At 69.6% G+C, this 24,263-nt stretch carries 21 protein-coding genes and 5 pseudogenes; 11 read left to right on the forward strand and 15 right to left on the reverse strand.

Annotated elements, in window-relative coordinates; genetic code table 11:
* The first annotated feature begins 16 nt into the window (after nucleotides 1-16).
* Together ACFYZB_RS34070 and ACFYZB_RS34075 are read left to right on the forward strand one after the other, a co-directional pair.
* Nucleotides 17-949 carry a MerR family transcriptional regulator gene (locus ACFYZB_RS34070; protein ID WP_388765082.1) on the forward strand — a complete coding sequence of 311 codons (933 nt, stop codon included), beginning with the start codon at nucleotides 17-19 and terminating at the stop codon, nucleotides 947-949.
* 138 nt (nucleotides 950-1,087) lie between these two features.
* Nucleotides 1,088-1,495 (forward strand): annotated as a pseudogene (locus tag ACFYZB_RS34075) (transposase); the annotation flags it as partial.
* A gap of 38 nt (nucleotides 1,496-1,533) precedes the next feature.
* Here the strand turns inward: ACFYZB_RS34075 and ACFYZB_RS34080 are convergent.
* The 3 genes from ACFYZB_RS34080 to ACFYZB_RS34090 all read right to left on the reverse strand — a co-directional run bounded on the left by ACFYZB_RS34080 (nucleotide 1,534) and on the right by ACFYZB_RS34090 (nucleotide 3,458).
* Nucleotides 1,534-1,860, reverse strand: a complete 327-nt coding sequence (locus ACFYZB_RS34080) for a nuclear transport factor 2 family protein (protein WP_388765084.1) — start codon at nucleotides 1,858-1,860, stop codon at nucleotides 1,534-1,536.
* Nucleotides 1,861-1,934: 74 nt separating this feature from the next.
* Complete coding sequence (locus ACFYZB_RS34085) at nucleotides 1,935-2,942, reverse strand: YihY/virulence factor BrkB family protein (RefSeq protein WP_388765085.1); 1,008 nt, start codon at nucleotides 2,940-2,942, stop codon at nucleotides 1,935-1,937.
* A gap of 237 nt (nucleotides 2,943-3,179) precedes the next feature.
* Entirely contained in the window at nucleotides 3,180-3,458 is a 279-nt protein-coding gene (locus ACFYZB_RS34090) for a hypothetical protein (RefSeq protein WP_388765087.1), read from the reverse strand.
* A gap of 551 nt (nucleotides 3,459-4,009) precedes the next feature.
* Between ACFYZB_RS34090 and ACFYZB_RS34095 the strand changes: the two genes are divergently transcribed.
* Nucleotides 4,010-4,261: a hypothetical protein gene (locus ACFYZB_RS34095; RefSeq protein WP_388765089.1), complete on the forward strand. Its 252-nt coding sequence runs from the start codon at nucleotides 4,010-4,012 to the stop codon at nucleotides 4,259-4,261.
* Here ACFYZB_RS34095 and ACFYZB_RS34100 read toward each other — a convergent pair.
* The 4 genes and pseudogenes from ACFYZB_RS34100 to ACFYZB_RS34115 form a co-directional block, all read right to left on the reverse strand.
* Nucleotides 4,252-6,213: a hypothetical protein gene (locus tag ACFYZB_RS34100; RefSeq protein ID WP_388765090.1), complete on the reverse strand. Its 1,962-nt coding sequence runs from the start codon at nucleotides 6,211-6,213 to the stop codon at nucleotides 4,252-4,254. The genes ACFYZB_RS34095 and ACFYZB_RS34100 overlap by 10 nt on opposite strands.
* A gap of 264 nt (nucleotides 6,214-6,477) precedes the next feature.
* Nucleotides 6,478-6,984 (reverse strand): hypothetical protein, encoded by a 507-nt coding sequence (locus ACFYZB_RS34105; protein ID WP_388765092.1) that lies wholly within the window; start codon nucleotides 6,982-6,984, stop codon nucleotides 6,478-6,480.
* A gap of 156 nt (nucleotides 6,985-7,140) precedes the next feature.
* Nucleotides 7,141-7,527, reverse strand: a pseudogene (locus tag ACFYZB_RS34110) (transposase family protein); the annotation flags it as partial.
* 37 nt (nucleotides 7,528-7,564) lie between these two features.
* Entirely contained in the window at nucleotides 7,565-8,296 is a 732-nt protein-coding gene (locus ACFYZB_RS34115; RefSeq protein WP_388765094.1) for a hypothetical protein, read from the reverse strand.
* A 900-nt stretch (nucleotides 8,297-9,196) separates the two neighbouring features.
* Here ACFYZB_RS34115 and ACFYZB_RS34120 point away from each other — a divergent pair.
* The 3 genes from ACFYZB_RS34120 to ACFYZB_RS34130 all read left to right on the forward strand — a co-directional run bounded on the left by ACFYZB_RS34120 (nucleotide 9,197) and on the right by ACFYZB_RS34130 (nucleotide 11,095).
* Entirely contained in the window at nucleotides 9,197-9,502 is a 306-nt protein-coding gene (locus tag ACFYZB_RS34120) for a DUF3759 domain-containing protein (protein WP_388765095.1), read from the forward strand.
* A gap of 756 nt (nucleotides 9,503-10,258) precedes the next feature.
* The gene (locus tag ACFYZB_RS34125) at nucleotides 10,259-10,747 is read left to right on the forward strand and encodes a hypothetical protein (protein ID WP_388765097.1); all 489 of its coding nucleotides are present in this window, start codon (nucleotides 10,259-10,261) and stop codon (nucleotides 10,745-10,747) included.
* A 177-nt stretch (nucleotides 10,748-10,924) separates the two neighbouring features.
* Nucleotides 10,925-11,095 (forward strand): hypothetical protein, encoded by a 171-nt coding sequence (locus ACFYZB_RS34130; protein ID WP_388765153.1) that lies wholly within the window; start codon nucleotides 10,925-10,927, stop codon nucleotides 11,093-11,095.
* Nucleotides 11,096-11,105: 10 nt separating this feature from the next.
* Here the strand turns inward: ACFYZB_RS34130 and ACFYZB_RS34135 are convergent.
* From ACFYZB_RS34135 to ACFYZB_RS34165, 7 genes and pseudogenes are all read right to left on the reverse strand, one after another.
* Nucleotides 11,106-11,309, reverse strand: a pseudogene (locus ACFYZB_RS34135) (helicase associated domain-containing protein); the annotation flags it as partial.
* A 701-nt stretch (nucleotides 11,310-12,010) separates the two neighbouring features.
* Nucleotides 12,011-12,811: an alpha/beta fold hydrolase gene (locus tag ACFYZB_RS34140; protein WP_388765098.1), complete on the reverse strand. Its 801-nt coding sequence runs from the start codon at nucleotides 12,809-12,811 to the stop codon at nucleotides 12,011-12,013.
* 28 nt (nucleotides 12,812-12,839) lie between these two features.
* Nucleotides 12,840-13,994 carry an FAD-dependent oxidoreductase gene (locus tag ACFYZB_RS34145; RefSeq protein ID WP_388765099.1) on the reverse strand — a complete coding sequence of 385 codons (1,155 nt, stop codon included), beginning with the start codon at nucleotides 13,992-13,994 and terminating at the stop codon, nucleotides 12,840-12,842.
* Nucleotides 13,995-14,072: 78 nt separating this feature from the next.
* Entirely contained in the window at nucleotides 14,073-14,765 is a 693-nt protein-coding gene (locus ACFYZB_RS34150; protein ID WP_388765102.1) for a TetR/AcrR family transcriptional regulator, read from the reverse strand.
* Between the two features lie 342 nt (nucleotides 14,766-15,107).
* Nucleotides 15,108-15,671: a helicase associated domain-containing protein gene (locus ACFYZB_RS34155; RefSeq protein WP_388765104.1), complete on the reverse strand. Its 564-nt coding sequence runs from the start codon at nucleotides 15,669-15,671 to the stop codon at nucleotides 15,108-15,110.
* 509 nt (nucleotides 15,672-16,180) lie between these two features.
* Nucleotides 16,181-16,584: pseudogene (locus tag ACFYZB_RS34160) on the reverse strand (transposase family protein); the annotation flags it as partial.
* Nucleotide 16,585: 1 nt separating this feature from the next.
* The gene (locus ACFYZB_RS34165; protein WP_388765107.1) at nucleotides 16,586-17,458 is read right to left on the reverse strand and encodes a helix-turn-helix domain-containing protein; all 873 of its coding nucleotides are present in this window, start codon (nucleotides 17,456-17,458) and stop codon (nucleotides 16,586-16,588) included.
* 189 nt (nucleotides 17,459-17,647) lie between these two features.
* Between ACFYZB_RS34165 and ACFYZB_RS34170 the strand changes: the two genes are divergently transcribed.
* The 4 genes from ACFYZB_RS34170 to ACFYZB_RS34185 all read left to right on the forward strand — a co-directional run bounded on the left by ACFYZB_RS34170 (nucleotide 17,648) and on the right by ACFYZB_RS34185 (nucleotide 22,342).
* Nucleotides 17,648-18,409 (forward strand): SDR family oxidoreductase, encoded by a 762-nt coding sequence (locus ACFYZB_RS34170; RefSeq protein ID WP_388765109.1) that lies wholly within the window; start codon nucleotides 17,648-17,650, stop codon nucleotides 18,407-18,409.
* Between the two features lie 541 nt (nucleotides 18,410-18,950).
* Nucleotides 18,951-19,145, forward strand: coding sequence for a NucA/NucB deoxyribonuclease domain-containing protein (locus ACFYZB_RS34175; protein WP_388765110.1), 195 nt, complete (start codon nucleotides 18,951-18,953; stop codon nucleotides 19,143-19,145).
* A 95-nt stretch (nucleotides 19,146-19,240) separates the two neighbouring features.
* Nucleotides 19,241-19,837, forward strand: a complete 597-nt coding sequence (locus tag ACFYZB_RS34180; protein ID WP_388765112.1) for a hypothetical protein — start codon at nucleotides 19,241-19,243, stop codon at nucleotides 19,835-19,837.
* 1,140 nt (nucleotides 19,838-20,977) lie between these two features.
* The gene (locus ACFYZB_RS34185) at nucleotides 20,978-22,342 is read left to right on the forward strand and encodes a WD40 repeat domain-containing protein (protein WP_388765113.1); all 1,365 of its coding nucleotides are present in this window, start codon (nucleotides 20,978-20,980) and stop codon (nucleotides 22,340-22,342) included.
* Nucleotides 22,343-22,549: 207 nt separating this feature from the next.
* Here ACFYZB_RS34185 and ACFYZB_RS34190 read toward each other — a convergent pair.
* Nucleotides 22,550-22,963, reverse strand: a pseudogene (locus tag ACFYZB_RS34190) (IS630 family transposase); the annotation flags it as partial.
* Nucleotides 22,964-23,285: 322 nt separating this feature from the next.
* Here ACFYZB_RS34190 and ACFYZB_RS34195 point away from each other — a divergent pair.
* Nucleotides 23,286-23,846, forward strand: a complete 561-nt coding sequence (locus tag ACFYZB_RS34195; RefSeq protein WP_388765115.1) for a hypothetical protein — start codon at nucleotides 23,286-23,288, stop codon at nucleotides 23,844-23,846.
* Nucleotides 23,847-24,263 lie beyond the last annotated feature (417 nt).

The following is a 24,263-nucleotide window of genomic DNA, read 5'->3' on the forward strand; positions in this document are numbered from 1 at the left end:
CTAACGGGAGGTTCAAGTGGTGCTGCCGCACAACCTGCTGAGCATCGGCGAGCTCGCCGAGCGGGCCCGGGTGAGCGTGAAGGCAGTGCGTTTCTACTCGGAGCAGGGCCTGCTGCCCGAGGCCGACCGCAGCGGCGGCGGACACCGCCGTTACGCCCCGCAGGCGCTGGAGCGGTTGCGGCTGATCCGCTCGCTGCGCGCGCTGGACGTGTCGCTGCCGGAAATCGCCCGTGTCGTCGCCGAGCAGACGGCCGAGGGCGGGGCCGGGGAGGGCTTCGACGAGGGTCTCGAGGCCGTCGTGGCCCGGCAGTTGGACAGTCTGGGCGCCCAGCTTGCCGCGCTGCGCTGGCGGGAGGCGGCACTGCGGCTGCTGCACGAGGCCGCTGCCGTGGAGCGTCCCGAGCTCCTGCGTCTGGTCGGCGCGCTCGGCACACCTCCCAGCACGGAGTCCCTGGCCCGCTACTGGCGTGGGCTGCTGCCGGCGCGGCTCCCCGCTCGGCTGGTGGCCGCCATCGTGGAGGCGGCGGTGCCGCCGCTGCCGGAGCAACCTTCGCCGGCACACGTGCTGGCTTTCGCCCAGCTGCACGAACTGACCGTGGCCGTGAACGACGCATGCCTGGCGGAGCACCGGCCCTCGCCGCCACGGCCGGACATGCTCTACGACGGCCTGCGCGAGGCCTACGACCTTGCCGCGCCCGCCTTGCTCGCCGGTCGTGGCCCCGCCGAAGGCGAGGCCCTGGACTGCTTCGTCGCCGCCCACGCCCGGGCGCACGACCGCCGCGACACTCCCGATTACCGCCGCGAACTCGGCCGTGACCTGGCGGTGGGCGACCACCCCGCCATGCGCCGCTACTGGGCGCTCGCGGGCGAGCTGACCCCGGCCCCGACTCTCGGCGCCGTGAACACCTGGCTCAGTTCCGCGCTCGCCGCGCAACTCGCAGCGAACTGACGGCGCAGGGCTCGGCTCTCAGGGCCGGTCTCTCATGGACCGGTGGTCAGCCTCTTTCCCTGGACTTCGTCCGAGATCGCCACGACCTCGACACGTTTCTGTTGGCCGACGTCCACGTCCACCGGGGCGGGGTGTGGTCCGCTGCCGATACGGGCGGACTGGGACGAGGACCTGGTTTGGCCCCACCCTGGCCTGCCCGCCGCAGTGGTGGCCGAGTTCGGCGGGCACGCGGTGGCCGGCCTGCCGTTCTTCACCCCGGAGACAGCGACCACCGACCACGGACCGGTCTATCGCAACCACCCCCTCGTCGAGGTCGAGCGGGTGCTCGGCTGCCATGTCCTGCCTGCGCGGGTGCTGCGGCCGACCGACAAGGCCGCCGTCGAGCGGGCCTTCGGCGTGATCCAGCAGCTGCTGTTCGAACACCCGATCGGCTACACCGGCGCCGACGTGGTCGACCGCAGGGCCGACCCGTCCGCGGACGCGGTCCTGACCGCCGACCAGCTCGAGCACCTGATCGCCACCTGGATCGTCGCCGTATGGCGAAAGGGTTGGCGCACTTCGTCTGCTATCCGCGGGGCGCTGGTTCAGCCGAGGAAGTTGACGCGGTCGATGAGCCCTGCGCGCACGCGATAGGCGACCAGGACACGAAGGGGAACGTCGCCCAGTCCGTGGGCGATCTCGTGGTCCACCACCCACTCGCCCTCGGTGAGCCTGCCGACGATCTCCGCCTGGCACCGCCCTTCGGCGAACTGGGCTGCATACCGTTCCCGCAGAGCGTCGGGCCCCCGCAGGTAGGTCCCATCACGCAGACGCACGCGCACGTCGTCGGCGTAGGTGGCGACAAAGGCATCCATGTCGTGATCGTTGTACGCGGCGAGTTGCCGTTCCACTATCTCCTGAGCGTCCGTCATGAGATGTGATCATGCGGCGTGCCGTGTACCGCCGTCCAGGCCCACCGACGTACTCGGTGATCCCTTCCGGCGGTTCACGGGGGCCCCTTGTCGCCCACGGCCGGCGGCGGAGGCTCGCCGAAGCGAACGGAGATTTTCTCGAAGCCCTTGAAGGACTCCGTGGTCGCATAGGTGCGGTAGGCGCGCAGGTCGCCCGTGGCGAGGTGGACGTGGTCGGTGAAGGGGGTGGCCAGGCTGCGCGGCCACAGCCGAAGGCAGCGCACGGCGATGATCTCGGCGGCGGTGAGGTACACGATGGCGGCGAGGTAGATCCAGGCGAGCAGGCCCAGCACGATGCCGAACATTCCGTAGGTCGCCGTGGCGCCCCGCAGCACGTGGCCGACGTAGTACGAGCCGCCCCACTGCAGTGCCTGCCAGGCACACGCGGCTCCCAAAGCCGGCCCGTACATGCTGCGCGCAGGCAGTTCGCGCCGGGTCATGAGCCGGTAACTCAGCAGCAGGAGGGCGGCGTTGAGGCCGACACCCGCGACACCGACGGCAATCCGGATGCCGACTGCCAGGCGGGTTCCGAAGAGGAGGGCGGCGCCTTCCGCGGTGGACAGGGCCGTCGTCAGGCACAGGCCGGCGGCCAGCAGGAGCAGGAAGTACAGGCTCTTGGCCCGTGACCGCAGCGGGTCGGGGCGGGTGTGCCGCGGCACGGCGAAGATCTTGTTCAGGGCGTGCTGGACCGCCTGGGCGATACCGAGGGCGCCGTAGACGCTGCCGCTGATGCCGACCGCGATGGCCGCGCCGCTGCCGTGGAAGGAGTGGATGTTCTGGCCGAGCTGGTCGCCGATCACGGGGAATTCGCTGAGTGCTGAGTGCAGCATCGTGTGCTGGAGCTGAGGATTGCCGTGCAGGGCGCCGCTGAGGATCGCCACCAGGAACAGCAGCAGCGGGAAGAGGGAGACGAAGCCGTAGTACGCCAGCAGTGCGGCGAGGTAGGTGGCCTGGTCGTCGAAGAACTTGTACACGACCGCGATCGGCATACCCGCCCACCGGTGCCGCCGCTGGTATCGGTCCAGCCGGGCCAGCACGTCCATGTGCCCTCCCACACCCTTCGGTGCGGGCCCGCACCTCGGCCCACTCCTGAGCATTCCGGTGCCCCCAGCAGAGTGGTTCCACACCGGCCCCCATGATCAGTCCGTCCGCGCACCGATGATGAAGCCCGCTGATAGGTGGCATCAGCTGGCTGCTTGGCCGTGGCGGCGGGTAGGAGCCTGGCAGGTCCCGGCATTGGGGGTATGGGCGGCGTGCGCCGTCGCCGTGGGAATGGCTGGTCAGTCGTCTTTGTCAGTTTTGCGGCGGGAGCGGTAGATGGTGTAGCTGATGCCGGTGGCGGCCGCGAATGTTCCGGAGAGGGTTGCGTAGACGGCCGCGAACATGGAGGGGATTGTCACCGGGCCTGTCGCGACCGGCGTGGGTGCGCCCTTGTCGAAAGCGCCGCACCCGGACAGCGCCGGCACCACCGCGAGTATGAGCGCCGCGCCTACGGTGCTCGGCCAGGTGGTGGTTCGGCGCGTGCCCGCATGACCACCTGAGCCGGAGATCGCCGTCATAACCAGGTGGTTGTTGATCCGAACCGGCCCCGGTCTCAGCACTGTGTCTCGGCCAGTGTGGCGGTGTGATCTCCCCAGTCCTGGTGTGTCGACCGCACTATTGATCATTTGTTCGATAGGGATGATGGCGACCAGGTGGCGAAAGGGTTCGCCATCGTGCATGACCGGGGGATTCGTTGAGTGAAAGACCATGGCTTCGTCGTGTCGGAGTCCGAGCGGCGGTTCTGCTGACCGTGGGGGCGTTGACGGGGGTGTCCGCGCCCGGGGCTGCGGCCAGTTCGGCGGAGGGGGCGCGTGCGCAGACGTACATGCTGCCCGTCGGTGCGCCAGTGCCAAGCTTGAAGCAGCTCCATGACCGACAGCTGCGTAACCGCCTGGCGGATCAGACGCGTCGCCTGGCGGGCGTCAGGACGGCGCTGGAAACGGTCGGGCCGGCGTCAGGCTACGGCGCACGGGCGACAGCACCGGCCGCGACACCCGCGCCCACACTCGCGCGGCCGCAGAGGTTGTCGACTGGGCCAACCGTGTCGTATCCGGGTCCGCCCCACACCATGTCGCTGCAGGAGCGCAAGACGCACATGGCGGGGGATGCAGCCATCTACATCAAGTCACGCTTCGCGGTGTGTACGGGCATTCAGGTCACCACTGTGTGGATGCGCAACAACGGCAATCCGATCGGGACCAGTACCTTCGCGCTCTACATCCGCGGAACGGTCAAAGACAATGACCGCACGATCCGCTACGAACCATGCTCACCGAGATGCTCAACACCTCCGCCTAAGAAGACGGGCGTTCAGCGTTGAGCCGGTACGGTCTTCGTGCGGGGTGTCGGTGTTGAGCGCGGGGCTGCCGCGGCTGCCGCGGCCGCGGTGAGGATGCGGTGCAGGACGGGGACCGGGATCGCCGGGTTGGTGACCGCTGCGCATGCCGTGTCGCGGTCGTGCAGCAGTCCGGCCAGGATGCGGGCCGGCAGCCGCGGATTGCGCACCGCGGTGCTGCGGACGTGGGCCTCCGGGTCGTTCAGCAGCCGTACCGCGTCGGCCGGTGACAGCCGGGGGTCTTCAGCCGCGCGGTGGCGCACCTCGGCTTCGGGATCCCGGGCCAGGTGTGCGACGTCGGCCGGTGTCGACTCCGGATCGTCCAGGGCCAGGCGGCGCATGCGCCCGCTGGGGTCGGTGGTGTAGCGCAGCAGGCCCGTACGGGGGAAGTTGGGGTGGCTGTGGGGCCGGTGGGGGTGGCTGAAGCTGCCGTCCCACCAGCGCCAGACCTCCAGGAGCGTGTCGGCGGGCGCGTCCTCGCACGATTCGGCGAGGAACAGGCGGACCACCCGGTCCTCGTCCTGCGCCAGGCGGGCCACGACATCCGGCGGGAGGTGCGGGGCTCGGGCCACGCTGCGGCGGACCAGCGGGTGGGACGACGCGGCGAGACGGCGCATCGCGTCGGTGTCGCCGTGCAGGTCCTCGACCCAGGGCAGGGTGTGCGACATCGACGTCGGGTCGAAGTCGTGGCGCACCGTGGCACGTTGCTCCTCGGTGAGGTCGGGGCGCAGTGCCACCGCGGAGCGGATGTCGTCCTGCGGGTCATTTGCCAGCACGGCGACGGCGTGCGCGTCCAGGCCCGGGTTGGCGGCCAGCGCCCGGCGTACCTCGGCGTCCCCGTCCTGGACCAGTTCCGCTTCCAGTTCGGGGGCGAGGCGGCACTGTTCGAGCGCCCGCCGCGGGTCGGGCAGGTGGGCGAAAACCTCGCGGGGCATGGGTACGCGGGTGTGGTGGGCGAGCAGCGCAGCCGTTCGCACCGCGTCGTCGGTGTCGACCAGCAGCCGCTGCCGCAGCGGCGCAGCGAGGTCCTCCCACCGGGCACAGGCCGCCTCACGCACCCGGGGATCGGCGTCGGCCGCGAGGCCAGGGAGGTACTGTGCGGGGAGTCCGGGGAGTTCGGCGGCTCGCGCGCGGGACGGGCCGGCGAGGAGGTCGTCGTACAGGTCCTCGGGGAGTTCGGCGCCCCAGATGCAGGCGCGCTCCGCCCAGAGCACGCGTCGATCGGGCGACGGCTCGGCGCGGACCAGGCGTACCCACTGATCGGAGGTGAGCTTGGGCCGGAAGGTGTCCGCGGGCCTTGACCGCACCCGCGGATCGGGGTGCGCCAGGGCGGCGTCGAGGACGGCGGGCCGGTCGCATCCGTGCAGGAAGCCTTCCTCCACATCCAGCAGCCGGATCAGCAGTTCGTCCGTCGCGGCCGGATTGGACCCGATCCCCTCCGCCCAGTGCCAAGGCCACGCAGGTCGGCCGGGCACCGCCGCCCATACCTCGGCGCGCTCGGCCTCTGTCTCGCGCCCGGCGGCCGCGGCGGCCTCCTCCAGCCGCTCCGGCAGTCGGTCGAGGGCCGTCACCCGGGGCCCGCCGGCACAGGGCACCTCCGCCAGCAGCACCTGCCCGTCGAGGGAGAGTGCCACGAACCCGGGGTCGCCGGTCAACTCCGGCACGCCGCTCCCGGCGTGCCGGACCCGGGTCCACCAGGAGTCGTTGCCGCCGATCCGGTGCCCGAGGACGGCCACCAGGAACTCGCCGTCGACGTCGCAAAGACGGCGCCACCACGCGGCATCGAGCGCTTCGCGGGCCATGCTGTCCGGCGCCGCGATCCCCCGCGCGATCCGCCAGCCGGCCTCCGGCGGGAACAGGCTGCCCGGGCGCACGTCCTCGACGACCGTGAGGCCGGCGCGTGCGAGTAGTTCGTGGAGGTTCTCTCGGTGCTGCACGCGGTCATGATCCCCGCCAGGATCGCAGTCGGACAAGGCCCTCAGCCCAGGCCCAACCGGCCCTCACCCGCGTACACGTCCTTGACTGCGACGTCGTTGTCCCTGTCGTCCGGACGTGCCGGTCCAGCGTCTCGTCGAGCGGCCGTGCTGCCTGCCGTGCCGGGAGACGGTGAGGTGAAGAGTCCTCGCCACCGGCGAGGCATTCAGCCGCCCCACCCACCACAAGGCCGGCACAAAACCGCGCCGAACTGGCTAAAGGCAAGGTCAGGTGCGCAGCAGTGAGGCGTGGATGCGAGCGATGGCCCGCAGCACCTCGTCACGGTTCTTGGCCTGTTGCATCCATGCGGGCAGGCGCGCCACCACGGTCATCCTTCGGCCATGGTCGTGCCGGGGAATCCCTTCACGCAGCGGTGCCTGCACGAATCGTCTGATCAGGTCCAGGTGTTCCAGGTTGTAGGCCCATACCCACCCGTGCCGGGTCTCGGTCTGCAGCCAGAGCCGCACATCGAAGTACGGGTCTGTGGCCGGCGCATGCCGGTCCCGGTGCAAGGCCACACCGCTACGGCTCCACTCCTTCGCCCTCCCGCAGCTCCGACACACGAGACGCCTGCATGCGAAGAGGCCCTGGTCGTGAACTCCAGACGGATCTGGTGCTGTACCGACGTGCGCGATCTTTCCGCAGCCGGGACAGCGCACGAGAACCGACGTGAGGAAGTCGTACTTCGTGCTCCGGGGGTCCCGGAACCGGTGGTGCTTGGAGATCGAGCTCATTGGACCAGTATGCGAGCCACGCACCCAAGGCTCCTACGGGTTAAATCCCAAGCTGACGGGGCCGCGGTGTGCGCGGCCCCGTGCTACGTACGGCAGGGATCAGGGCTTGGTCATCGTGCGGTTGTGGTGGTGCTGGTGGCCCATAGCGCGCCGCCTGGAGTGCCTGTAGTTCTTGGACTGCTCGGCGATGCTGTGGTCGCGGGTGGGTACAAGCGTGCCGTCGACGATGGGCACCGTGCCGGCGCGGAAGCGTTGCCGCTGCTTGAGCGCCAGAAGAGGCCCGATGTGGTCGATGATTCTGTCGGCAGCAGACTTGGAAATGCCGAACAGCGGGGCGAGCTGCCGCAGTGTCAGGTTCGTCCGCCAGTACGCTGTGACGAGGAGCACCCGGTCTTCCAGTGGAAGTGACCAGGGACGCCCTCGGCGCATCCGATCGGCGCCTTCTCGGCGCAACATCGTGATCAGCTTGCGGAAATCGCGTGGGCGTAGCCCGGTGAACGGGGGTATCCATGACGGTTCCGCTGCCGTGATCACTCCAGCCACGGCGTGATCTTCCCAGGGCAGGTCGCGTCCGGACCGCTCAAAGGGCCAGCGCGGCACTCACGCGGCCCAGACGGTCGCCCGGCAGGGCGAAGTCGTTGTCGGGGTTGCGAAACGAGTACCTGCCGTCGTTGGTCCGCCCGCCATCCTCGGTAGTTGCCCAGCGCACCCGCCCGGCCAATCCCTGCTTTTCGAGCATCGCCTCGGCCAACGAGTCGACGTCTTGCAGGCTCAGGCGCGAGGACAAGGCCGCAGCCAGGCGGTCGACGGCCTCGTGAGGTGCGGCTGCGTCTCCGAAGGCGGGCAGCAGGAGCAGCAGGCGGGTGTGGGGGTTCGTGGTGGTGCCTCCGGGCAGGCCGTTGTCCGCGGCTGCGACCAGCTCCGGCCAGGACAGGCCAGGGCCCATGAAGTGCCGGTCGTCCCGTGCGAGCAGCTCGGCCCGAGCCCAGCTGGGATGGGTCACCAGATAGTCGACTCCCGCCTCTTCGGGAACCGTGCGGTAGACGACATGGAGGCGGTGACCCGCGGCAAGCGGAACGGTGAAGGCGGGCCAGTCGGCCCGCTGCCACAGCCGCTGCCAATAGGCCCGATGGTCCACCCACGCGTAGCCGGGCCCGAAGAGCAGCCTCCCGGCTTCACCCGAACCGCAGCAGGAGTAGAGGTGTCCCATCCAGAACAGCTTCTCGTCCAGTAGCTCGGCGCGCTGCGCAAACGGACCCTCGTGGTGGTAGCCGGGTATCCGTGCGGGATGCAGATCCACATCGTTGCTCACGCCAGCCATCATGCCGCGTCACCGGTCGGCCGGCGGGACCGGTCCACCCCGTGATCTTTGCGAGACAGCCCTTCGTTGGACCCGGTGCTGATCGAGCCTTCTTGGCTTTGTAGCCAAGAGCGGGAGGCGTTTCGAGGTGACGCCTGCCAGAGAGGGCTGGGCGCCCGACTGTCGTGGGGCGCCCAGGCCGCAAGGGGCCCTGCTCCGCCAGGATCACCGCCGCGTCCCTGTCGCGCATCCGTACGAACAGGACGTCACCCGATCGGCCTACACGGGCTCCGTCCCCGGCGTGCGGGGTAGCCCGTTCGGTCGCACGGTGAGCGTGACCAGGTTGCCGCCGAGCAACAGTTGTGATCGCTGCTGTGCGGGGAGGCGTCGTGATCGTGATAGCTCTGCTCGCCCCGGAGATCGTGCTCCTCATGATGTTCGCGCTGACCGCTCTGGAGGACTTCCTGTTCCCGCCCTCACCGCCATCCCGGACGGAGCAGGCAACCTCGGAACAAGAACAGCTGGTTCACCCTCATCGGCTGTCTCGCTCATCGGACTGACGCCTGAGCGCTGGTAAGTGGCACGACGGGCAAGGGATGTGGTGCAGGCGCGCGTTGCCGCCGTGCGCGCAGTCATGATGATGAACCTCCCGACTGGCGTCACGCTGTTCCTGCCCGGTCAGCGGGGGCAGCTACAAGGAGCGCCGGAGCGCAGGGACATCGTTCGGCATCACTGTCAAGATCGGGTTCGCGAGGTTCCAGATGTGGCGGAGCCGATTCAGCCGCGTGCCGCCCCCTGCAGGCCACCCGTTCATGGGGCGCTGCCGGGCGCGGGTCGGCCGGGTCGGGTTTGTCTGGGGTGGTAACCGGCCGGTGCGCAAGAGCCCGGTCTGGCCCTATGCGAGGAGAAACCGTGTCCCAGAGCATCGCGCAGTACAAGGACGCGCACACCGTGATCTACGGCGGCTCCCTTCTGGACCGTCTCGTCACCGAGGAGCAGGCAGGCTACGCGGCCGCCTGGGAGGCCACCCAGAAGCTGAAGGAGTCCGGGCAGCTGGCCGACGTCCAGAGCCTGCCCCACACGCTGGGGGCGCTGGCCCGCCAGCAGGCCGACCGGCTCTTGGCCGAGCTCGGCTTGGACCACCTGGACGAGGAGCTTGTCAGGCGCCACGCGGCGGCCGCAGCGGAGCGCATCGCCCCCGAGTTCGCCACCGCCTGACCGCGGCGGCCCGTGTGCCGTCGGGTGCCGACGGCCCCGCACGCGGCCCCCGCCGCCTTCGCCCCCTTCGGCTCTGTCCCGGCCGAAGGGGGCACCGCCGACCAGGCGGCTGGCCCTCTTGCGTCTCGCGCAGGGTCGGAGCAGTGGCCGTCCGCCGCACATGATCAGCCAAGCAGTGTTGACGGCTGCGTGTCCTTGGCCTGCTTGTCTGCGTTGAGCAGTCGACACGACGCGTGCACCGCGTGTCTGCGGCCTTGATCAGCATCTTCTCCGTCCTCGGCGCAGGTCGGGCCGCACCCGTGTCACCTGGCGAACCGGCCGGTGAAGGCGGTCCCGGGAGGTCATGGCTGTGAATCCCGGGGCCGCAGGCCAGTCGTGAAGTTCCCCTATTCGCCGCTCGGTTCGACGTCCACCGGACGCTCCCTGCGAACGGCAAAAACGTCATGCGGTGCTTCAGCCGGCCGATGGTCCCCGCGTGTCCGGCATGCCAGCCGTCCCGATGACACCCTGCCGCGCTCACTGTCCGTGGCGACATTGAGCCGATTCAGTGACAAAAGGTAAGGATATCGTAAGGGGGATTGAGGGGAGGGAACGCCGTCCAGCCTGCGGATTCACCCAAAGCGATAGAAGTTTGAACGGCTCGCGGGTCCGCTTCGATATGCCGGTCAGCCGCGCTCGGGCCAGCCTGGATGCGCGAGCCGCCCGAGTGGCCGACTCGCTCACAGGGGGGACTCCGACGAAAACGGGAGACCCGCAATGAGCTCCACCCGAAGCCGCCGCGCCCGTGCGCTCGCCGCCGGCGCCCTGTCCGCCGCCATGCTGTCGACCGGTACGGCGGGAGCCGCCGCCGCGACCGGAACGCCGACCCCGACCGGGACGCCGACCGCGACCGGAATGCCGACGCCCAAGGCCGCCATAACGCGCACCAGTATGCCGAGCATGAAGCCGTCGCGGACGCCGACTGCCATGGGCTCGATCACCGTCGCGGCCAACCGCAAGGCGGTCAAGGTCGGCAACACCGTGGTGTTCACCGGCCGGGTCAAGGGCATCAAGGCCGGTTCGACGCTGGTGCTCCAGCATCTGCACAACGGCAAGTGGACCACGCTGAGGACCACGGCAGTCGTCAACAAGAACGGCACCTACACGATCAAGCGGACGTTCACCAAGAAGGGCAGCGAGCAGGTGCGGGTGGCGACCAAGTCCGGCACGTTCCAATCCTCGCCGGTCACCGTTCAGGTCAGCTGACGGCGCGCTGATACAGGTCCAGAGCCGGCCGTAGCTGCTCTGGGCCGGGCAGCGGGGCCGGACAGCGCCACCTTGTCCAGCCCCGCTGTTGCGTGAGCCGAAGTCGAGCGTGTCCTGATGCGGCGCAGGAGCGGGGCCGGTTGGCGGCGGCGCCCAGCCGGGTTCTTCCAAAGACTCATGCAGCGTCTGCATCGCGGGCTTGGCGCAGCCTTCGCCGGCCGCGGCTGGGAGGTCCCCCGCCTCCTTGCGGCCATGGAGGACGCGGAGCACTTCTACTTCGCCTCCACCTGCCAGGTCCAGCTGGAGCGCTGGTCGACCGGATGCGTCGCCGTGCTCGGCGACGCGTGACCCCGAGGTCGGACAGCCGCTCGCGCTGCCCCGGCGCGAGCCCTCCCCAGATGACGTGCTGGCGCTGCCGCTGAAGCCACCGCCCCACGTCCACCCCGTGTGAGGTCACGCCCGGCACGATGTCGGCCACCTCGGCGCCCAGGCGATCAGCCGCGCCACCGCGCGCGGCGGCGAGGTTCTCCTCCCATGCCGCCTCGGAGGGGTCCCACACCATACCCAGCTCGTGCAGATCAGCCGCCCGTGTCCGCGCCCGGTGATCATGGTGGGCGGGCGGGTCCGTGAGCTGGTGTGTTCAGTTAGCTGGGCGGGCGGGGGAGTGGTGGCTGGCTGGGTGGGGAGTAGAGATTGGCTGATGGGAGGCGGTGTGCAGCTGTACTTCGGCGGGGACGGCGAACGAGGTGTAGCGGTCGAAGTAGTCGTCGCTCCCGATTCCGTGCCGGCGGTCATCGAGGGCTCCTCGTCGTCAAGGTGGTGCTGATGTTCCGTCAGTGCGGGACTCTGGTCCGGACATGGGGCGGTGTGCTCTTCCTCGGCTGGGTGAGGAGCTCGCCGAGTCCGCAGCCGGGCTACGGACGGGTCCGGCAGCCCCGGACGGTCAGGCGGGAGGCGTGCTGATGGCATGGAGCCTGGTTATCCGCCGGACAGTGCGATGCTGCCGACACCGGGTGGGCACCGTGTCGGCCCCAGGGCAACCGGCTGCGCGCCCATGCCCGCGCGTCACCGAACGGGCTTCGTCGCTTGCGCGTTCGTCAGGATGGTGAGCACAGCGGGCCCGGTAGCCGCGTCACGCGCACTGTCGGTAGACGTACTTTCGAGTCGCCATGGGCGGTGAGGTCGCGATCGCGCCGGTCCACGGGTATCGCCGGCTTCCAGCCGTCGCCCGCGTTCGGGCAGGTTGGGGCCGCCCGTCCCGGGTCAGGGCGTGTTCGGGGCTGCGGGTGCGTCGAGGAATCCGTCGATGGCGGCGAAGGTCGCGGCCGGCTGCTCACGGATGGGCAGGTGGCCCCCGCCGGCGATGGGCACGAAGCGTGCGTCGGGGAAGGCAGCGGCGTAGGTACGGCCGTAGCCGGGGCTGACGACCGTGTCGTCCTTGCCCCACACGACCAGCACGGGCCGGCCCACGTGCTTGAGGCGGCCGAGCAGACCGGTGTCCTGCATCGTCGGCCCCGTGTACGCGCGCAGCGCCGCCAGGCCGGCGGGCGAGGAGACTCGACGCGGTGCCTCGTTCTTGCCGTCACCGGTGGGCCGCGCTGCTGAGTCGCCGCTGGGGTCGCCGGGGCCGGTCGGCGGACCGGGGACGGACAGCGGGTGGCCGGGCACGGCAGGGCCGATGGCGTTCATGAGCACGACCCGGTCGAGATACTGGCCGGTGTCGCGCAGGGCCATCTCGGCGGCGATCCAGCCGCCGAAGGAGCTGCCGACGACGGCCGCCGGATGCGCGCCGAGCTGCCGGATCAGTTCCAGGTACGCCTCGGTGAGGTCGCCCACAGTGGTGAGCTCGGGGACGCGGCGAATGTCATCCCAGCCCGGGTGGACGGGAAGCAGGACGCGGTGGCGGGTGGCGAGGTGCTCGGCGAGTGGGGTGAGGCTGTCGGGGCCGGGTCCGCCGTGCAGGAGCAGGACAGGAGTGCCGTGCCCGCTCTCGCGTACGGCCAGGGTGATGCCGGGGCGCAGGGGCACCTGCCGGCTGGTCGGGGTCGGGGTCGGGGTGGTCATGTGGTGGGCTCCTGACTGGTCGGGCGGGTCACACGGACTGTTCCCGGCGGGAGGCGAACTGGTCGACGAGGCCCTGGGGCGCGTCGGCGGCGAAGCACAGGGCGAGGTTGGCGGCGGAGTCGGCGGCGGCGGCCTCGGCGCGGGGGAACATCGCCTGCTCGTAGCGGACGAGCGCGGTCTCGGTGTCGCCCGGGTGGTCGGTGATCGCCCGGGCGAGTTCGGCGGCGTCCTGCATGGCGTTGTTGGCGCCCTCCCCGGCGAACGGAGACATCACATGGGCTGCGTCGCCCAGCAGCGTGACGCCGGGCACGCGCTCCCAGCGGTGGCCGACGGGCAGGGCGACGATCGGCCGCGGCACGAGCAGGCCGTCGGCGTCGGCGACCAGCGCCCGCAGGCTCGGATGCCAGTCGGCGAACTGCTCCAGCACCGCGCTCTTCGCCGCATCGGGGGTGGTGAAGTCGATGCTCTCCAGCCAGCTGGCCGACGTCCGGACGGCGGTGTAGACGTGAAGGCTGCCGTCCCACTCGCGGTGGGCGAGGAAGCCCTGGCCGCCGCCGAGCGCGAAGAGCATGCCGCCGCCGACGACGGCAGCCGCCTGCGGATGGCGGGTGTCGGCGTCGAGCAGGTCGACCTCGACGACAGACACCCCGGTGTAGGCGGGAACCGCGCCGGACACGAGCGGGCGGACCTTCGACCAGGCGCCGTCCGCGCCCACCAGCAGGTCGGTGGTGAACACGGTGCCGTCGGCGAGCGTCACCTCGTGGCGGCCGTCTGCGAGCGTGCGGGTCGCGGTGACCTTCGCGCCCCAGCGGACCGTGCCGTCGGGCAGGGAGTCGAGGAGCAGCTCGCGCAGCCGGCCCCGGTCGACCTCGGGTCGGGTGTGCGGGGAGTCGTCGTCGCTCTCCTCGAAGCGGACGGTGGCATGCCGGTCCAGGATCCGCATGGCCTCCCCGCCGGGCATCACGAGCCGAAGGAAGTCCTTGTGCAGTCCTGCGGCACGCAGGGCGGCCTGGCCGGACTCCTCGTGGATGTCGAGCATTCCGCCCTGGGTGCGGGCGTGCCGGTCGGCGTCCAGGTCGAAGACGGCCGCCTCGACTCCGGCGGTGTACAGGACGCGGGCGAGGGTGAGGCCGCCCAGGCCCGCACCGACGATTGCTATGGAGTGGTGTGTCGTGGTGGTCATGGTGGTACCTCGATTCGACGGGATTCGACGGGATTCGACGGCAGGGAACGGGAGGACCCGGCGCGGGGCCAGCTGCGATCAGTCCGGCTGCCGGGGGGTGGCCTGCACACCGTTGACAACCGCGTGGAAGATCCAGGCCAGTCGCTGCTCGGGTGCTCCGGAGACCAGGTCGGCACCGAGAGCCGCAATCCGCGGATGCGTCCGCGCCGTGACCTGCCGCAGCGCGTCCACCAGCGCGTTGTGCTCGTCCTCGGCGGCGATGTCGCGGTCCCGCGTGGACTGCTCGGCTGCGGTGGCGGTGGCCACCTGGAGCAGGACGTCCACACCCCAGGCGGCCTGCGCGTCGGGAACGCCGCCCTCGTGCAGGAGCGCGAGGATCGCTTCGACCAGCCCCAGGTAGTTCGGCCCGGAGGGCCGGGCAACCAGCGCCGAGTGCGCGAGGCTGGGGTGCTCGAACAGTACCCGGGTGTAGGAGCCGAGGACGGCCGCGAGCCGATCGCGCCAGTCGCCGGCCGCACTGACCGGACCGAGGTCGACCGCACCGAGCAGCTCTTCCAGGATCGCGGCGTGGAGCTCCGCGGTATTGGCCACGTACACGTACAGCGAGGCCGGGCCGGTGTCGAGCTCCTGCGCCAGGCGCCGCATCGTGACCCGCTGCAGCCCCTCGGCACGCATCAGGCCGACGGCTGTGGCGACGATGCCCTCGTAGCTCAGGGCGGGCTTGGCGGGCCGCTCACGGCGGCTGCGGGGTTCGGAGTACCGGGAGTTCATGTCGCCAACCTAACGAACATGTTCGTCACGAACAAGCTCGCTACGAACACGTTCGTCAAATTTCATGAGGCTTCCGGCCACGACGGCGTTCAAGGAGCGCATGACCCACCCGTGACAGGCTCCTGTATCCCGCCCGGCGGTGCCTGCGCGGCCGGACGAGAACGTGGACCAGGACGACGGCAGCCTGGCGGGAGCGGCCGCCGCGCACCCACGCTCCAGTGAACCGCACCTGGTCTTCAGCCCAGTTGCCCAGCCGCTGCCACGGCCGCACCCGGCCCACCACGTAGCCCACCACCAGAGCCGCGGCGGCCGCCGTGATGACCGAGGCGTTCCCGCTTATCATCAGGACCGCCGCATTCCGATCGCGGACAGCTGCTCGATCCGTTCGGGTGACAGTGTGGCGGCCCTGCTGCGTTGGTTGCCGATCCAGGAGCCGAGCTTGATGACCCGCTCCTCCTGGTCCTCGCCGCTGCGGCCGTCTCCGTTGCCGCCGACGACGATCGTCGCGACGTGTTTCCTCGGTACCCGGAGGTGTCCTTCGCGTTCGTAGAACTGCTTGGCGGCCGCGTAGTTGAGGGTCCATTTGTCGGCCTGGCTACGCCGCGGCCTCGGCTTCTCGTCCTCGTCGGCAGGCTCGATCCCGAGGACGTGTTCGCACATCCACTGCTGGGCGGTCGTGAGCCGGTCCCAGCCGAGCCGCACCGACCTGACCCACCGCCCCAGATCCTCGCCCTGGTGTTCGACCACGCCCGGGGCCATGGGCAGTGCGCCGCCGGCCTCCAGGTGCAGCCGGACCAGGTGGAAGCACCGCTGCCATTCCACCGGCCAGGTGGGGCACCAAGATGGGTCGATGTCGTCCAGCTGTTCGCGCCGCTCCTGCGACAGGGCGCCGGCCGACGACCCCACCGGCAGTCCTTCGGCGCGCCGCTGTACGGTGGCTGGACAGACCGGCCCGGCACGGTGCCTGGCTGTACAGGCATATCGCTGGACAGCGAAGTTGAGTGGCTGGACCATCGTGTTCATGATTCTGTTAGTGCCAGCGGCACTGGTGGTGTTGGCGTTCCTCGTGTTCGGCGTATTCGGTGACCGACGTTCACGACGTCGTGGGGGTACGAGCCGAGACAGCCGCAGCATGGAGGTCGATGCGCGGGAGTCCCGGCGTGATCTGCGTGCCTGGAAGCGTGCGTCTATGGGCAATAGCGGAGAGGATCTCTCCTGGATGACTCACCGCAGGCGATGAGTCGAGCCTGTCATGGTGCTGCTGCGGTCACGTTGGCGCACTGGTGCGGCGGAGTCTTAATGGCCGAGTCAATGAGCGGTGTGCATCGTGAAGTAGCAGGTCACGAGCCTGGTGTGTGTCGGCGTCGGGGTGCTCACGCTGGTTGTGGGCGGGTGACTTGGGTGAAGATCGTCGGTCAGCGGGCGACTTCCCGGTTCGTCAGGACCAGCAGGGCCCGCACCAGCGCGGTCGCCCACCTCGGGTCGGTGCGGACCTTGCCGAGCACGCGCCAGTTCTTCAGATGCGCGAAGCCGTGCTCGGCCGGCGCCCGGACCGCGGCCAACGCCTTGATGGACAGCTTCTGCCCCTGGTCAGGGGCCGGTTGCGGGCCGCCTTGTAGCTGGTGATCACCGCCGGGTCCGCATCCGGACCGCTGTCGTCGAGGCCGACGAAGCCCAAGTCGGCGACCGCGCCGAGGCCGGCCGCGCGCAGATGGGCGGTCAGTTTGTCGTGGCGGCACGCGGTGATCTCCGAGGTGCGTCCCGGCCGGACCGCGCTCACCCAGACCAGGCGGCCCTTATCGTCGGTGAGCGCGATCACGTCAGGGTGTCTTCGGGCGCCGGGAGTGCACTGTTCTGTCGTGTGCTGTGCGGGCGGGCTCGGTGTGTGCGAGCGAGGCGAGGAGCCGCAGTTTCTCGTCGGTGTCGCTGTCCTTGTCGGGGTAGTAGACGACGAGGATGACGTCGTCGATGGGGAGTTTGTCGCGATGCAGGCGTAGCTCGCCGACGACGGGGTGGTGGACCGTTGTCGTGCCCCCGTCGAGGGTGCGGACGTCGTGGCGGGCCCACAGGGTGCGGAACCGCTGGCTGGACAGTGCGAGTTCTCCGACGAGTTCGACGAACCGGACGTTGTCGGTGTCGTCGCCGATGGTGGTGCGCAGGGCGGCGACGAAATCGGCGGTGGCTTTGATCCAGTCCTGGTGGAAGGCTCGCTCCTCGGGATCGAGGAGGAGGGAACGAAGCCGGTTCTCGCCGGGCCGCAGGCGTGGGGAGAGCGCGACCGCCATGGGGTTGGAGGCCAGGACGTCGAACGCGCGCCCTTCTACGAACGCGGGGATCTGCAGGTGGGCGAGCAGCTCGTGCACCCGTGCCGGTACGTGCTCGGGCCGCTTGCGACGCGGCGCGCTGGGGCGTGCCGCCGCGAGGCCGAGCAGATACGTCCGTTCGACGTCATCGAGCTGGAGGACGCGCGCGAGTGATTCGAGGACCTGCGGTGAGGGGTTCTTGTCCCGGCCGCGTTCCAAGCGCAGGTAGTAGTCGGGACTGATTCCGGCGAGCAGGGCGACTTCCTCACGGCGCAGGCCGGGAACGCGGCGGTTGCCGCCTGGCGGGAGTCCCGCCTGTGCCGGGGAGACCAGCTCACGGCGGGCACGGAGGTAGCTGCCGAGCTGGTTGCCGGAACCTTCATCCTTCATACCGACACCGTAGTGCTGCGCGCGTGTCCCAGAGGGGGCCCTGTCAGGACCAGGGAAGACCGGGGCCCTGCCGCGCCGGGCGCCTGCCGTCAAGACTGCGAGAGCACCGTCTTGAAAGAGACGGGGGCACCACCTGTCGGCGCCGCGGGCCTGATCCCCGGCGGCGCCCTGGATCGAAGGGAAGATCTTGTGGATCTCTCCAACCGCACCGTTCTCGTCGTCGGCGGAACCTCGGGCATCGGTCGAGAGCTGGCCCGCCGGTTCACCGCGGTGGGCAGCACCGTGGCCATCGGCGGCCGCAACCCGCAGGCACTCACGGAACTCGCCGAAGAAGGCTTCGGCACGATCAGCATCGACGTGACCAGCAGTGCCTCCGTCGCATCCGCCCGCGACGCCGCGCTCGCCCGCTACCCCGAGCTGGACACCGTGGTGACGATGTCCGGCGTCATGCTGCTGGAGGACCTGCGCGACCCCGCGCACTTCGAGGCGGCGGCGACGACGGTCGACACCAACCTGCTCGGCACCATCCGGGTCCTCGACGCCTTCACCCCGCACCTGATCCGGCGGGGCGCCGGCACCTTCGTCACCGTCACCTCCGGCATTGCTTTCCTGCCCTTCCCACCCATGCCCAGCTACGCCGCCTCGAAGGCCGCGGTGCACGCCTACTCCGAGGCACTGCGCGCGCAGCTCGACGGCACCGGCGTCGGTGTCGTCGAGCTGGTCCCCCCGGCCGTCGGCACGGCGGGCCAGGAGAAGGTGAACCCGCACGCACTGCCGCTCGACGACTTCGCCACCGAGGTCATGGACCTGCTCTCCCAGGACCCCACCCCGCGCGAAATCCTCGTCAAGGGCGTCCTCGGGCACCGCTGGGCCGAGCGCGAGGGTACCTACGACGATCTCGTTGCACAGCGCTCGCAGACTCTGGCGATGCTGCCCAGCCGCCAGGGCTGACCAGCCGGCAGGAGCGACTTCGTCGGGGTGTTCACGCTGGTTGTGGGCGGGTGACTTGGGTGAAGATCGTCGGTCAGCGGGCGACTTCCCGGTTCGTCAGGACCAGCAGGGCCCGCACCAGCGCGGTCGCCCACCTCGGGTCGGTGCGGACCTTGACGAGTCCCACAGCTGGAAGCCACGACTTGTTTCCCGGCAAGCCCTTACTCGCGAGCGACCTTCACGGCGCTGTCTGCCTATGCAGCGTTGCCGTCGTCGGGGCCACTCTCGGGGGATCTGGCTGAGCTGTCGAGTCTGCCGGCTTCGAGCCATCGTTCCAGCGCTGCCCGATCTTTCATGCTGCGTGCCCGCTCTGCGGGAGAGCCGCAGGGGGCGAACGAGGCAAGGACACGATTGGCAGCCCATACGCGGATCTGGTTGATCGTGACCCGATCAAGCTGCCGGCTCGTGCGCCAGCCGAGCCGCGCCTTCTCAGACACCGGAGGCCCCTGGGCGAAGAACTGAGCCTCCGTCAGACCCGGAGCGGTTCACCCCGCCCGCGGACATGAAGCGCGCAGGCCGGACCTCGTATGACGAGTATCCCTTCGCCTCGACCTATGAGGGCGGCACCAAACTGCCGGCGAACCAGCGAACGATCACGTGGGTGAACAAGCAGGAGAACAACAGCCAGGGCGGTGCCACCACCTGGCGGCGCCAGTTCCACGTCATGGATGACGACCCCTTCTACGTGATCGTCTGACCGCTGGCATCGCGTGTGCTACACCGAGAGGTGTCCCTCCCCGGGAACGAAAGGAGGAGGGGCACCTCTGGGGTGTACGGAGGAGGGGACATTTCATGCTGGTGCACGAGGCAGTGTTCACCGTCGACCTCGGTGAGGACGGCTACATCTTCGGGTTCGCCGAACACGACGGCTACCCCGCCCAGATGCCGTACGGCTGGCGCTGCGGCCCCGTCGACGCTTCCAGCGCCGTGGTCCTCACCACCACCGACACGGGCCCTTTGCAGGTGACCGTCCAGGTGCACGACAGCGAGCCCGGACCGGAAGCCCAAAAACGGTGGGAGCCGGCGGAAGAGATGAGTCTGCTGTCCCACGGCGAACCTGTCCACCTGGAACGCCTCGACCCTGGCGACGTCTTGGACTCGTGGCCGGAGAACGAACCACTCATCCATATGCCCGCCTCACCTGACGCAGAGCGGTGGGTGAGGATGCGGCTGTACTGCCACGCCGAAGACTACGAGCCCGGCATCGGGGATCGCGGTGAGCGCCACCTGATCCAGCTGTGGCCGGCTCCACCCACCGACCCAGTGCACCCTGCCGTCAGCGAGAAGGACCAGCAGGCGCGCAGCGAGTACGCCAGTGCCGTGGCCCACCAGGAGGAGCACTACGTCGAGTACACGGTGCACCTGACGGGCGGCGACCTGGGCGGCTAGGTGTATTGACCTGAAACGTTGTTCACACAGCTGATGGGTGCTGGCCGCGAACGCGGAGCTGGCTCAGCTCCGCGTCGCTGATGCCGGCGTCGTGGCCGCCTTGGCGGTTGATCCGGCGGCGGCTACTCGTCGGCCGGGTCTGGAGCTGGCCGGCCGGGAGATGCGCGCGGAGTTGTCCGTGTACGAGGGCGGGCCCGTTGTGTGGGCGGCCTGGCTGACGGGGCAGGGCCGGGATGCGCTGGTGTACACCGAGGCGGCCCCCGACCGCTGGCCCGGCGGGCCGGACCACGGCGAGCAACTGGTCGAGCTGCGCCGCTCGGAGATGGACGCACTGCGCACTGTACGTGCACCTCGGTGCCCGGCTGTGTGTACCGCCGGCCGACGGCCTGGAGGAGAAGGTGCGCTCCGCGCGCCGGCTCGGCAGCCGGTGGGTGCTCTACCTGAAGCCCGAGCAGATCGAGTCGGTGGCCTACGTCTTCTACCTGCGCTCGATGGGCGGTTCGGTCACGGAGGCGCACAGCTGGCCACTCGGAGGTGTTTCGCTGCTGGCGGGCTCTGCCGACGTGTTCGCGGACCAGGTCGGTGTACACCGTCTCCGGGTCGCTGTGCGGTCCAGCGATAACGCTGGCGAGGATGCCCACCTGGACGGCGAGGACTGTCACCTATGGCCGTGGGGGATGAGTGCGCCAGACGGCGAACAGGCTTCCCCCGACGCTGGTGACCGCGGTGAAAGCGGTCGGGCCAGCGACCGTGAAGACCAGGGCGGCCAGGGTGATCAGCACCAGGAGGGCCACCAGGTCGAGTACGCGCGCACTCAGCGGTGCCGGGGGCGACGCGGGTTCGGACGATGGAGTAGGGACGTCTGGCGGGGTGGGGCGTGCGCTGTGTGTCATACGAACAGCGCAGCAGGCCTGTTGGCGTGAACCTGCACGCTACGAACGCACGCGTAGAAAAGTGCACGTCGCAGGCCAGTGCCGTACACGCCATCGTCCGGCGGTGTACGGCAAGTTTCGGCGGTGTTCGGCCGAACGCCGTGTCCATTCGGTGGGTCCGGCCTAACCTGACCTCAAATAGGGCGTCAGGGGGGGGGCCATGGCAGGCGAGCGAAACGGTGGCGGACAACCGCCCGGGGAACGGTATGTGACGGAGTTGGAGGCGTTCGCCGCGGAACTCCGGGACCTGCGGATCGAGTGCGGCAACCCGTCGCTGCGCGACATCGAGAAGGCCGCCCCTCCCAGCCGCCCGTTGTCGGCTTCGGCCATCAGCGAGGCTCTGAACGGCAAGCGCCTACCGCGCTTGGACTTCTTCATCGCACTCGTGCAAACCCTGATCCGTTTCCGCTCCGGAACCCCGGTGAACCGTGAGAATCCGAGGGTCGAGCAATTGCGCTTGCGCTGGCAGGAGCTGGAGCGCCTCCGTGTCTCTGTACCGCGCAACACCCGCTCTGACCGGACGCCGGCATCACAGCGCTCCTCCGCCACGCCCACTGCTGCATACATGCCTCACACTGGCCCTATGTCGGACCGCGGACTTGCGGAGCGGGCAGTCCTCGCCGCACTTGCGCGTGGACGGCTGATCTCCTTGGCCCCCTTGCAGCACGACTTGGCCCCTGGCGCCAAGCTCGTATCGGCGGCGTTCTCCCCCAAGGACGAGCTCCTGGCCAGTGCCGGCTCGGATGGCAAGGTACAGCTGTGGGATCCCGTGACAGGGCGGAGTCGGGGTGTGGTGATGACCGGCCACACCGGCCCCCTCACAGTGATGGCGTTCTCTCCCGACGGCACGCTCCTGGCCAGTGCCGGCTCGGATGGCAAGGTACAGCTGTGGGATCCCGTGACAGGGCGGAGTCGGGGCGTGGTGATGACCGACCACACCGGCCCTCTCACGGCGATGGCGTTCTCTCCCGACGGCAGGCTCCTGGCCAGCGGAGGCGGCGACGCAACCGTGCGGTTGTGGAACCCGATCAACGGCCAGGCTGTCGGCGAGCCCATGATCGGACACTCCGCCGTCATCAACGCGGTCACGTTCTCCTGCGACGGCACGCTCCTGGCCAGCGCCGGCGCCGACGGCAGGTTGCGGCTGTGGCAGCCTGATGCCCAACGGCTGATGAACGAGATCTTGAGTGACCAGAACCCGGTTGCCAACGCGGTGGCGTTTTCCCCCGACGGCACGCTTCTGGCAAGTGGCGGCGCGGACAGAGTGGTGCAGCTGTGGACTGCGGACACCGGCCGTGCCGCCGACATTCCCCTGGCCAAGGTATGGAGCACCATCGTGTCGGTCGCGTTCTCTCCCGATGGCGCCTGGATTGCTGCCGCCGGCGACGATTCAGCGGTGCTGTGGGCTCAGGACCAGACCGTTTCAAAACGTCTGTACGGCAATGGCCAGGAGCTGCTCCTGTTCACAAATGCCTTCGTGTCCGTGGCGTTCTCCCCGGACGGCACACTATTGGCGGGCGCGGGCGAGGACGGCAAAGTAGGGCTCTGGGCCGTCCCTCAACGGCGTGCATGACGCCCGCTGACTGCCCGGAGCAGGTGATACCACGCTCGACCCCAGGGCCCGGGGGCTCGACCGCATGAAGGCCCGCCCGCCTGTGCGCCCGGGCCCCGGGGAGTAGGGCAGGCCGGGGGCGGGGGAGCATCTGCGAAGCTGCTGCTCGTCTGTGAGGGGTCGTCATGGGTTTGTTGGGTCGTCGTGCTGTTCCGCTGGTGGTGCTGTCCTGTCTTGGGCTGGCCGGCTGTTCGTCGGCCGGGTCGCATGCGGGTGCAGCTCGCCGGGGTTCAGCTCGGGTGAGTACGACGGCAGGAAGTGCGGCTCGATCCGGTCGGGGTGATCGGCGAGCCAGGCGCGGACCTTGCGGGAGCGGTGGGCGGAGTGTCCGTCGAGGACGAGGTGCACCTTGCGGTCGAAGTGGCCCGCGAGGTGCTCCAGGAAGCGGCACATCACGTCCGCGTCGAAGGTCTCGGTGAACACCATGAAGTGCATCCGGCCCTTCGTGCTGATCGCGGACATCGCGTTCACGGAGAACCTGTTGCCCGTGCGGCGCACGACGGGGGTGCATCCCTTGGCGCCCCAGGTGCGGCCGGTGACCTGGTCGGAGCGGATGCCGACCTGGTCGGCGGCTTCGCTTTCGGGCCCGAGGAGTACGGCCGAGGCTTCCACTCCTGATCGGCGGTGCACCGGTTTGGAGATCGCGTATGCGGACCGGCCTGACCTGGTAGGACGTTGACCTGCGTGTTCTCGGGAGCATCGCCGACATTCCCCGTCGGTCCCCGCTGCTTTCTCTCGCATCGCGCACGCATAGGGCACGCTGGCTGCCTGCGCGCGGGTGGTCCTGATGGTGCGCTCCCAGGGGTGGGATTGTTGATCTTTCGCTGAGGTTTTACCTGATCAGGTCCAGTCTTCAGGGTTCCGTGACCATTGGCCATGCCGGCCTGGCTCTACAGTGCGCGGCATGAATCTCCGCACCAAGAAGGCGCTGACGGCCCTTGTCAGAGGAGCGATCGTCCTCGGCGGCTGGACCGTCTATGGCCTGGCCCGTGGCGGGCACCTCGCGATCACGCCGCTCTTCCTCGCCTTCGTCGTCCTGTTCGTGGCGATCGCCGGGTACACCTGGTGGTGGTACGGGGACTCGGGGAAGGCCGTCGCGCTGCGGGCGAAGGCGGATGCCAACAAGGCTGAACGCACCGGCCAATCGCTGACGGCGGGCCAGCCCCGGGTCGTGGTGTCTGACGACTCCGAGTCCCCTGAATCCGTCGCTGCCGAGCCGGTGGAGATACAACTGCCCCGCTACCTGCGGAGCCTGCTGCCACACATGGCCCTCAGGGGTTGGCTGATGCCGCTCGTCTTCGCGGTGCTCGCGTTCGCGTTCTGGGCCTACAGCACTAGTCGGCTGGATGTGCTTCCGAAGAGGCATGCTTTCGAGTCGTACTGCTTCGCAGCGGTGGCTGTGTTCTTCGTGCTGGCCCGGTTGTGGGTGGGCTGGAGGGTCCGGCAGCCCCAGGCCGGGAGGTAAGACGCTCGTGGGGCCGACCGCCACATCCGCCCCACGATTAGTCCCCGAGCGCATTGATGGCCTCAGCCTTCATGACCACGACGAGCGGCGCTGCCGGCACCGGCGGGTTCGCCCGGCGGCCGGTTGCAGCTTCGCACGCAGCCCATAGCTCCGGATCCGAGCAGGAGGCCCGACGTCCCGTGTGCGCCGACTGCGGCACCAGGTTCACCGACGAACGGTGGAAGGCCATCGAGCCCGCCGGGCGGGGCACTCCACGGGACACTCACCCGCACCTGTGCGACGACTGCAAGCAGCGCGCCATCACCGCCGAACGCCAAGCCGAGCACACCGAGCCCGAGCACCAGGACCAGGCTGTCCCGAGCAAAAGGCGGCGGCACCTGGCTTCCGCGCTTCCGGAACTGACACGGACAGGCCCGC

The organism is Streptomyces sp. NPDC001852 (genome assembly GCF_042891825.1).
Lineage (GTDB): Bacteria > Actinomycetota > Actinomycetes > Streptomycetales > Streptomycetaceae > Streptomyces.

Bases quoted from the DNA above. Each gene is read 5' to 3' on its own strand.
- ACFYZB_RS34080 (WP_388765084.1), bottom strand. From the start codon at position 1,860: ATGACGGACGCTCAGGAGATAGTGGAACGGCAACTCGCCGCGTACAAC.
- ACFYZB_RS34085 (WP_388765085.1), bottom strand. From the start codon at position 2,942: ATGGACGTGCTGGCCCGGCTGGACCGATACCAGCGGCGGCACCGGTGG.
- ACFYZB_RS34090 (WP_388765087.1), bottom strand. From the start codon at position 3,458: ATGACGGCGATCTCCGGCTCAGGTGGTCATGCGGGCACGCGCCGAACC.
- ACFYZB_RS34095 (WP_388765089.1), top strand. From the start codon at position 4,010: ATGTCGCTGCAGGAGCGCAAGACGCACATGGCGGGGGATGCAGCCATC.
- ACFYZB_RS34105 (WP_388765092.1), bottom strand. From the start codon at position 6,984: ATGAGCTCGATCTCCAAGCACCACCGGTTCCGGGACCCCCGGAGCACG.
- ACFYZB_RS34125 (WP_388765097.1), top strand. From the start codon at position 10,259: ATGAGCTCCACCCGAAGCCGCCGCGCCCGTGCGCTCGCCGCCGGCGCC.
- ACFYZB_RS34130 (WP_388765153.1), top strand. From the start codon at position 10,925: ATGCAGCGTCTGCATCGCGGGCTTGGCGCAGCCTTCGCCGGCCGCGGC.
- ACFYZB_RS34140 (WP_388765098.1), bottom strand. From the start codon at position 12,811: ATGACCACCCCGACCCCGACCCCGACCAGCCGGCAGGTGCCCCTGCGC.
- ACFYZB_RS34145 (WP_388765099.1), bottom strand. From the start codon at position 13,994: ATGACCACCACGACACACCACTCCATAGCAATCGTCGGTGCGGGCCTG.
- ACFYZB_RS34150 (WP_388765102.1), bottom strand. From the start codon at position 14,765: ATGAACTCCCGGTACTCCGAACCCCGCAGCCGCCGTGAGCGGCCCGCC.
- ACFYZB_RS34165 (WP_388765107.1), bottom strand. From the start codon at position 17,458: ATGAAGGATGAAGGTTCCGGCAACCAGCTCGGCAGCTACCTCCGTGCC.
- ACFYZB_RS34175 (WP_388765110.1), top strand. From the start codon at position 18,951: ATGAAGCGCGCAGGCCGGACCTCGTATGACGAGTATCCCTTCGCCTCG.
- ACFYZB_RS34180 (WP_388765112.1), top strand. From the start codon at position 19,241: ATGCTGGTGCACGAGGCAGTGTTCACCGTCGACCTCGGTGAGGACGGC.
- ACFYZB_RS34195 (WP_388765115.1), top strand. From the start codon at position 23,286: ATGAATCTCCGCACCAAGAAGGCGCTGACGGCCCTTGTCAGAGGAGCG.